Origin of the sequence: Brevundimonas sp. (genome assembly GCF_003248455.1) — a bacterium.
Taxonomy (GTDB): Bacteria; Pseudomonadota; Alphaproteobacteria; order Caulobacterales; family Caulobacteraceae; genus Brevundimonas.
Genome location: NZ_QFNM01000030.1, coordinates 42,374 through 50,550 on the forward strand (window position 1 = coordinate 42,374; position 8,177 = coordinate 50,550).

General features: G+C 69.9%; 7 protein-coding genes. 3 read left to right on the forward strand and 4 right to left on the reverse strand.

Going from position 1 to position 8,177, the window contains the following annotated elements; all coding sequences use genetic code 11:
• Positions 1–154 precede the first annotated feature (154 nt).
• The 3 genes from DI624_RS12100 to ahcY form a co-directional block, all read right to left on the reverse strand.
• Positions 155–505, reverse strand: coding sequence for a zf-TFIIB domain-containing protein (locus DI624_RS12100; RefSeq protein ID WP_291538829.1), 351 nt, complete (start codon positions 503–505; stop codon positions 155–157).
• A gap of 475 nt (positions 506–980) precedes the next feature.
• Positions 981–2,201 (reverse strand): NAD(P)/FAD-dependent oxidoreductase, encoded by a 1,221-nt coding sequence (locus DI624_RS12105; protein ID WP_291538830.1) that lies wholly within the window; start codon positions 2,199–2,201, stop codon positions 981–983.
• A 36-nt stretch (positions 2,202–2,237) separates the two neighbouring features.
• Complete coding sequence (gene ahcY / locus DI624_RS12110) at positions 2,238–3,629, reverse strand: adenosylhomocysteinase (RefSeq protein WP_291538832.1); 1,392 nt, start codon at positions 3,627–3,629, stop codon at positions 2,238–2,240.
• A 204-nt stretch (positions 3,630–3,833) separates the two neighbouring features.
• Here ahcY and DI624_RS12115 point away from each other — a divergent pair, with 204 nt between their 5' ends.
• Together DI624_RS12115 and DI624_RS12120 are read left to right on the forward strand one after the other, a co-directional pair.
• A complete protein-coding gene (locus DI624_RS12115) occupies positions 3,834–5,318 on the forward strand; it encodes a methyl-accepting chemotaxis protein (RefSeq protein ID WP_291538835.1) in 1,485 nt (494 codons plus the stop codon).
• A 37-nt stretch (positions 5,319–5,355) separates the two neighbouring features.
• Positions 5,356–5,760: a Tat pathway signal protein gene (locus DI624_RS12120; RefSeq protein WP_291538837.1), complete on the forward strand. Its 405-nt coding sequence runs from the start codon at positions 5,356–5,358 to the stop codon at positions 5,758–5,760.
• A gap of 12 nt (positions 5,761–5,772) precedes the next feature.
• Here DI624_RS12120 and DI624_RS12125 read toward each other — a convergent pair whose 3' ends face one another.
• A complete protein-coding gene (locus tag DI624_RS12125) occupies positions 5,773–7,935 on the reverse strand; it encodes a primosomal protein N' (protein ID WP_291538839.1) in 2,163 nt (720 codons plus the stop codon).
• Positions 7,936–7,965: 30 nt separating this feature from the next.
• On the opposite strand from DI624_RS12125, the gene DI624_RS12130 reads away from it, so the two are divergent.
• Positions 7,966–8,177, forward strand: a 212-nt coding sequence (locus DI624_RS12130) for a transaldolase family protein (RefSeq protein WP_291538841.1), incomplete at its 3' end; no start/stop codon positions are given.

Consider the following 8,177-nt stretch of genomic DNA (forward strand, 5'->3'; position numbering starts at 1 on the left):
CGGCGTTCACCGTCCCAGCTCGTCTCGACGTCGTCATTCCGGGGCGTCCGCAGGACGAAGCCGAAAGCCAAGGGCCTTCCGGCTTTCCGAAATCCTTCGCTGCGCTCCGGCCGCGACCGACGAACAGAGGCGTCCGCCGATCAGCGCCGCCGCCTCAATCGAAGATGTCGAAGATGCTGTCGCGCTTCTTTTTCTTGTGGCGATAGTCGCCGTCGCGATAGCGGTCGTCCCGGTATCGATCGTCGCGATATCCGCGATCGTCGCGATAGGGCTGGCCCTGGCCCCAGGGCTGGGCCTGGGGCGGGGGCGCATAGGACTGCGGGGCGGGCGCGGCCTGGACCGGGGCGGCGGCCCGACCCTCGTCGACGGCGGCGGCCATCAGCTTTTCCAGCTCGCCGCGATCCAGCCAAACGCCGCGGCAGGTCGGGCACATGTCGAACTGCACGCCGCTGCGCTCCATGGTCTGCATGGCGGCGTCGTCGTTGGGGCACATCAACAGGGGCATTCGGGCGTCCGATCCGGTTCCAGGGGTGATCGGGCGGTCGACGCGACAGGCCAGGAGGGGAGAAGCCCCGCCGCGCCGACCAACCCGTGCGGTCCGACATCACGTCGCGCGATCCGGCGAAAGCAAGGGGGAAACGCCAGGCCGCGGCGACGCCAGAGGGGCCCGTTCCGCCGCTTCAAGCTAGGCGCCGCCCCCCGTCGCCGCCATGCGTCGCGCGGCCGCAGGGGCGTTTCGTCGTCGCTCCATCCTATCGCCGCGGACGATGGCGCGCCTTTTCCGGGACTTGCGTCGGACCAGCGACCATTCGCCCGCCACGGCGTCAAACCCGCTTAGACTGGCGCCCCGGTCTTTGACATCGTCGCTCTGCCCAGACCGAGCCAGCCCCGATTCATACTATTCACACTATTCAGACGGTCTTTTTCAGCGACCCTTTCGGCCGCGTCGCCGCGAAGCGCACCGATTGCACCCTGAAAAATCAACAGACCTGTCCGGCTGCCCAGCCCGATGACCAGGCCCATTGGAAATTATAGCCGCCCAGCCAGCCGGTCACGTCCACCGCCTCGCCGATGAAATACAGGCCCGGAACCGCCTTGGCCTGCATCGTCTGTTGGTCCAGCGCGGCCGTGTCCACCCCGCCCAGCGTCACCTCGGCGGTGCGATAGCCCTCGGACCCCACCGGCTTGACCGACCAGGCGTTGACCGCCCGGTCCAGCCGCCGCAGCACCTTGTCCGACAGGTCCGCTAGATTGCCCGACGCCCCCTCGCGCTGGCACAGGCTCTCGGCCAGGCGGCGCGGCACGATGTGGCCCAGCGCGGTGTGCACGGCCTGGCGCCCGTTCGACGCCTTGGCGGCCTTCAGTTCCTCGAACACATCGCGTCCCGGCGCCATGCTGGCCACCACCGCCTCGCCCTCGCGCCAATAGGAGCTGATCTGAAGAATGGCCGGACCGCTCAGGCCCCGGTGCGTGAACAGCATCGCCTCGTTGAAGCTGGCCTTGCGCGCCCTGGCCCCTTCGGGCGCCGAGGCGAGCGTGGCGTCCACCGACACCCCCGCCAACGGCGCCAGGGTCTCCAGAAGACCCGCCTCGAACGTCAGGGGGACCAGGCCCGGCCGCGTCTCGGTGACACGGATGTCGAACTGGCGCGCGATTTCATAGGCCCAGCCGGTCGCGCCCATTTTCGGGATCGATTTGCCGCCCGTCGCCACGACCAGCGACGCCGCAGCGACCTGCGTCCCGTCCGAAAGGCCGATGCTCCAGCCGTCCCCGCCACGCGCGATCCGCTCAACGCCGGTCTTCATGTTCAGGGAGACGCCCGCCGCCGTCATGTCGTCCGTCAGCATACGGATGATCTGCTTGGCGCTGTCGTCGCAGAACAGCTGGCCCAGCGTCTTCTCGTGCCAGGCGATGCCGGCCCGGTCTATGCGTTTGATGAAGTCGTGCTGGCTGTAGCGCCTCAGGGCCGAGGTCGCGAACCGGGGGTTCTCGCCCAGGAAGTTCGCCGGCCCGCAGCCAAGATTGGTGAAGTTGCAGCGCCCGCCGCCCGAGATGCGGATCTTCTCGCCGGGCCGCTCGGCGTGATCGACGACCAGCACCCGGCGTCCGCGCCGCCCGGCCTCGATGGCGGCCATCATGCCCGCCGCGCCGGCCCCCACCACCAAAACGTCGACGAGGACGTCCAAGGACGCCCTCCTCATTTGACGCCCCCTGCCAACAGAGGCTTAGGCGGGGGCTCAGTAACGATAGTGATCCGCCTTGAACGGGCCTTCGACCGGCACATTGATATAGTCCGCCTGGTCCTTGGTCAGCGTCGTCAGCTTGGCGCCCAGCTTGGCCAGATGCAGGAAGGCGACCTTCTCGTCCAGGTGCTTGGGCAGGGTGTAGACCTTGTTCTCGTACTTGTCGGCGTTGGTCCACAGTTCGATCTGGGCCAGGGTCTGGTTGGTGAAGCTGGCCGACATCACGAAGCTGGGGTGGCCCGTGGCGTTGCCCAGGTTCACAAGACGGCCTTCCGACAGCAGGATGATCTTCTTGCCGTCCGGGAACTCGACGTGGTGGACCTGCGGCTTGATCTCGTCCCACTTGAAGTTCTTCAGGCCCGCGACCTGGATCTCGCTGTCGAAGTGGCCGATGTTGCAGACGATGGCGTTGTTCTTCATCCGCCGCATGTGCTCGACGGTGATGACGTCCTTGTTGCCGGTCGTCGTCACATAGATGTCGGCGCGGTCGGCGGCGTCGTCCAGCGTCTGGACCTCATAGCCTTCCATCGCGGCTTGAAGGGCGCAGATCGGGTCGATCTCGGTCACGATCACGCGGGCGCCGCCCTGGCGCAGCGAGGCGGCCGAGCCCTTGCCCACGTCGCCGTAGCCGCAGACCACGGCGACCTTGCCCGACAGCATGACGTCGGTGCCGCGACGAATGGCGTCGACCAGCGATTCGCGGCAGCCGTACAGATTGTCGAACTTGGACTTGGTGACGCTGTCGTTGACGTTGATGGCGGGGAAGGGCAGCTCGCCCTTTTCGGCCATCTGGTACAGGCGGTGGACGCCCGTGGTCGTCTCTTCCGACACGCCGCCGATGGCGTCGCGGATGGCCGAATAGAAGCCGGGCTTTTCCTTCAGATACCGCTTCATCACGGCGAAGAGGGCCTCCTCCTCCTCGTTCTGCGGGTTGGAGATGACCGAAATGTCCTTCTCGGCCTTGGGGCCCAGCACGGTCAGCAAGGTGGCGTCGCCGCCGTCGTCCAGGATCAGGTTCGGATAGCCCCCGTCGGCCCATTCGAAGATCTTGTGGGCGTAGTCCCAGTATTCGACCAGCGTCTCGCCCTTGGTGGCGAAGACCGGGGTGCCCGAGGCGGCGATGGCGGCGGCGGCGTGATCCTGGGTCGAGAAGATGTTGCAGGACGCCCAGCGCACCTCGGCGCCCAGGGCTTCCAGCGTCTGGATCAGGACCGCCGTCTGGATGGTCATGTGCAGCGAACCGGCGATGCGGGCGCCCTTCAGCGGCTGGCTGGCGCCGAACTCGTCGCGCAGCGCCATCAGGCCCGGCATCTCGGTCTCGGCGATGGCGATTTCCTTGTCGCCCCAGGCGGCCAGGGAAATGTCGCGGACGATATAGTCGGTCATGGCTCGGGCTCCTGGCCTGTCGTGGCCGAAACAGGGATTTGGCGCCTCATAGCCCGACAGCGGCGCGGGGGCAATGATCGTATAAAGATATCCTTATGCGATCCGCCACCAATGGAAGCGGTGCGTTAACGTCCGCAAAACCCCCATTGGTTAAGGGGATATCGCCGCGACAGGGGCGTCCGGCCAGATTTGGAGTTCAGGACCATGCCCGACGCCGCGATCCAGCAGCGGACCGACTTCGCCGGCCTGTCCCATCCCTCGCCCGACTATCTGGCCATGCAGGACATCCTGCGGGCCGCCGCGCCCGGCGCCCTGGACGCCTTCTACGACCGCATCCGCGCCACGCCCGAGACCCGGCGCTTCTTCCAGGACGAGACCCATATGGGCCGCGCCAAGTCCGCCCAGATCGGCCATTGGGACGCCATCATCGATGGCCGGATCGACGAGGACTACGGCCGCGCGGTCGCCGCCATCGGCCGCACCCACGCCCGTATCGGCCTGGAGCCGCGCTGGTATATCGGCGGCTATGGCGTCCTGCTGGGCGAACTGATCAAGGCGGTGGCGACGCGGCCGCGCAAGGCGTTCGCCGGCGCCGCCCACGACCGCCGGACGGGTCAGGCCCTGGCCGAGCTGAACCAGCGCGCCCTGCTGGACATGGACCTGGCCATCTCCATCTATCTGGAGACCCTGGAAGCCGAGCGGGATCAGGCCGCCGCAGCCAAGGCCGAGGCCGATGCGCGCCAGGCTGAGGTGGTCGCGGCCCTGGGCCAGGCTCTGAAGACCCTGGCCCAGGGCGATCTGGGCGTGTCGATCCAGGCGGAATTCCCCCCCGAATACGAGACGCTGAAGGCCGACTTCAACGCCGCCGCCGCCAGCCTGCGCCAGGCCTTCGGCGCCGTGGCCGACAGCGCCGAGGCGGTCAGGACCGGTTCGGGCGAACTGGCCATCGCCTCGGACGACCTGGCCGTGCGCACCGAACGTCAGGCGGCCGGGCTGGAACGCACCGCCGCCACCGCCGAGGAGATCGCCGCCGGGGTCGAACAGGCCGCCAAGGGCGCCCAGAACACCGCCCAGGCCGTCGTCTCGGTCCGCCGCGACGTCGAACATGGCGAGGCGGTGGTGGACGAGACCACCGAGGCCATGACCGCCATTCGCGACTCCTCCGTCGAGATCGCCCGCTTCACCTCCCTGATCGACGAGATCGCCTTCCAGACCAATCTCCTGGCCCTGAACGCGGGGGTCGAGGCGGCTCGCGCCGGCGACGCCGGCCGCGGCTTCGCCGTGGTCGCCGCCGAGGTTCGCGCCCTGGCCCAGCGTTCGGCCGAGGCGTCCGGCGAGATCCGCACCCTGATCGCCACCTCGGCCGCCCAGGTGGCGCGCGGCGTCGAACTGGTCGAACGGGCCGGCCAGGCCCTGCACAGCATCGGCGAGCGGGTCGCGGCGGTCGACGACCTGGCCGGCGGCATGGCCTCGGCCTCGCGCCATCAGGCCGACCGTCTGGCCGAGGTGCGCCGGGCGCTGGGCCAGTTGGACGAGATCACCCAGCAGAACGCCGCCATGACCGAACAGGCCACCGCCGCCAGCCGCCAGTTGGCCAACGAGGCCGAGGCCCTGGCCCGCCAGATCGCCGGCTTCCGCTTCGACGCCGACGCCGACCTGGCCGAACCGGCCGCCCGCCACGCGGCGTGAAGCTTTCCCAAAGCGGTCGCAACCTAAAGGACATCGCATGGAACGCCGCGCCCTTCTCGGACTGGCCGTCGCCGCGACGGCGGCCGCGACGACCGCCCCCGCCGCCCGCGCCTCGTCGGGCGGCGGCGCGGCCTCGGCGGACACCTATTTCCGTCTGCCGATCATCACCGCCTCCATCCTCCACGCCGACGGCCGGCGGGGGGTGCTGTCGATCGAGACCGGGGTGGACGTGCCCGACGCCGCCCATCGCGCCCGCGCCCAGCAGTCGGCGCCGCGCCTGCGCGCCGCCTACAACACCGTGGCCCAGCGCTTCGGCGCGGGGCTTCGTCCCGGCGCCGTGCCCGACATCGACCGCCTGGCCGCCGAACTCCAGGCCGCCACCAATACGGCTCTGGGCCGACCCGGGGCCCGCGTGCTGCTGGGCACGGTAATGGCGGTCTGAACCGGGCCGTCCTTAGAGGAAGGAATAGGGATCCACGTCGACCGTCAGCCGCACCGACCCCGGAACCTTCACCCGTTGCAGCCAGGCGCGCAGGAAGGCCTGGATGTTCACGTCGCGGTCCGCCCGGACCAGCAGCCGCTTCCGGCGTCGACCTCGGACCAGGGCCAGGGGCGCGTCGGCGGGGCCGTATACCTCCAACCGCTCGGCGTTGGGAATGGCCTGGGCCAGGTCGGCGGCGGTCTTCTCCACGGCGGCCGCATTCTCGCTGGACAGGATGATCGCGGCCAGCCGGCCATAGGGCGGCAGGGACGCCGCCTCCCGCTCGGCCATTTCGGCCTCGACGAAGGCGTCGCGGTCGCCCGCCGCCAGGGCTTGCAGCACCGGATGTTCGGGGGTCCAGGTCTGCAACAGCGCCCGGCCCGGCCGGTCCGCCCGCCCCGCCCGCCCCGTCGCCTGGGCCAGCAGCTGATAGGTCCGCTCGGCCGCCCTCAGGTCCCCGCCGCGAAGCCCCAGGTCCGCATCCACCACCCCGACCAGCGTCAGGCGCGGGAAGTTGTGCCCCTTGGCCGCCGCCTGAGTGGCCACCAGAATGTCGATCTCCCCGTCCGTCATCCGCTGGATCAGGGCGCGTGCAGAGCGGGCGTCGGGCGCGGTGTCGGAGCTGAAGACCGCCGTGCGCGCCTGGGGGAACAGCTGGCGCACCTCCTCCTCGACCCGTTCGACCCCCGGCCCGACCGAGACCAGCGAATCCTCGGCCGCGCACGACGGGCACAGTCTCGGGCGCGGCATCGAGAAGCCGGTCAGGTGGCAGATCAGGCGGCCGGTGTAGCGATGCTCGACCAGCCAGCTGTCGGTGTCCGGCGCCGTCAGCCGATGCCCGCAGGCGCGGCACAGGACGACGGGCGCATAGCCGCGCCGGTTCAGGAACAGCAGGGTCTGCTCGCCCCGCGCCAACGTCTCGCCGATGGCCAGACGCAGAGGCTGGGACAGCCAGGTCTGCGGATCGGGCGGATTTTGACGCAGGTCGATCAGGTCGATCTCGGGCAGGACCGCCGTCCCGTGCCGCGCCCCCAGCTTCAGCCAGTCGTAACGCCCGCCCTGAACGTTCCACAGCGTCTCCAGCGACGGCGTCGCCGAGGCCAGGACCACCGCCGCCCCCTCGATCCGCGCCCGCGCGACCGCCAGGTCGCGGCCGTGATAGACCAGCCCTTCTTCCTGTTTGAACGAGCCGTCGTGCTCCTCGTCCACCACGATCAGGCGCAGGTCGACGAAGGGCAGGAACAGGGCCGAGCGCGCGCCGACCACGATGTTGCAGCGGCCGGCGATCACCGCCTCCCATACCTGGCGACGGCGCGGCGGGGCGACGCCGGAATGCCATTCGGCCGGGGCCGCGCCGAACCGGACCGCGATCCGCTCGATCAGGGCCTGGGTCAGGGCGATCTCGGGCAGCAGGATCAGGATCTGGGCCGCCGGATCGGCGCGCAGCACCCGCGCGATGGCTTCCAGATAGGCCTCGGTCTTGCCCGATCCCGTCACCCCGTCCAGCAGAAAGGGGCGGAAACCGTCGCCGATCGCGCCGTCCGCCATCGCCGCCGCCGCCGCCGCCTGGTCCCCGTTCAGCCCGGCCGGCGCGTGGTCGGGATCGGGCCGGTCGAAGGCGGCCTCGGAGGCGATCTCGACGACCTCCAGCACGCCCTCGTCGATCAGCCCCTTGACCACGCCGGACGATACGCCGGCCGCCCGCGCCAGATCGGCCGCCGTCATCGCCCGCTCGCCCAGCACCTCCAGCACCCCCGTCCGCGCCGGCGTGGCCCGCGCCGGCGTCCGCTCCCCGACCCGCCTCACCCGCCGTTCGGGCCGAGGACGCGGCGCGCGCAGGCCCTTCAGCGCCGTCGCCGCCATCTCTCCCGGGGCCGACAGGGTCCAGCGCCCCGCCCATTCCACGAAATCCATCACCCCGGACGGCAGGGCCGGATCGTCCAGCAGCGACTCCACCGCCTTCAGCCGCCGGTTCGAGCCCGTCGTCTCGAACACCTCCGACACCACGCCCCGCATCAGGCGCGGCCCCAGGGGCACGGCGACCTGATCGCCGCGCGCCAAGGTCAGCGCCTCGGGAACCGCGTAGTCGAAGGCTTCCGGAACCGGCAGGGGAATGAGGACCGAGGCGACTTTCACCGAACTTCGCCCTCGGCTATGAAGCCGCCCATGAAACTCTTTCTCGATACCGCAGACGTCGCCGTCATCCAGGACCTGATCCCCACCGGAATGGTGGACGGCGTCACCACCAATCCGTCGCTGATCGCCAAGTCGGGCCGGAACATCGCCGAGGTCATCGCCGAAATCTGCGCCCTGGTCGAGGGGCCGATCTCGGCCGAGGCCGTCTCGCTCGATTTCGAGACCATGGTCAAGGAGGGCGA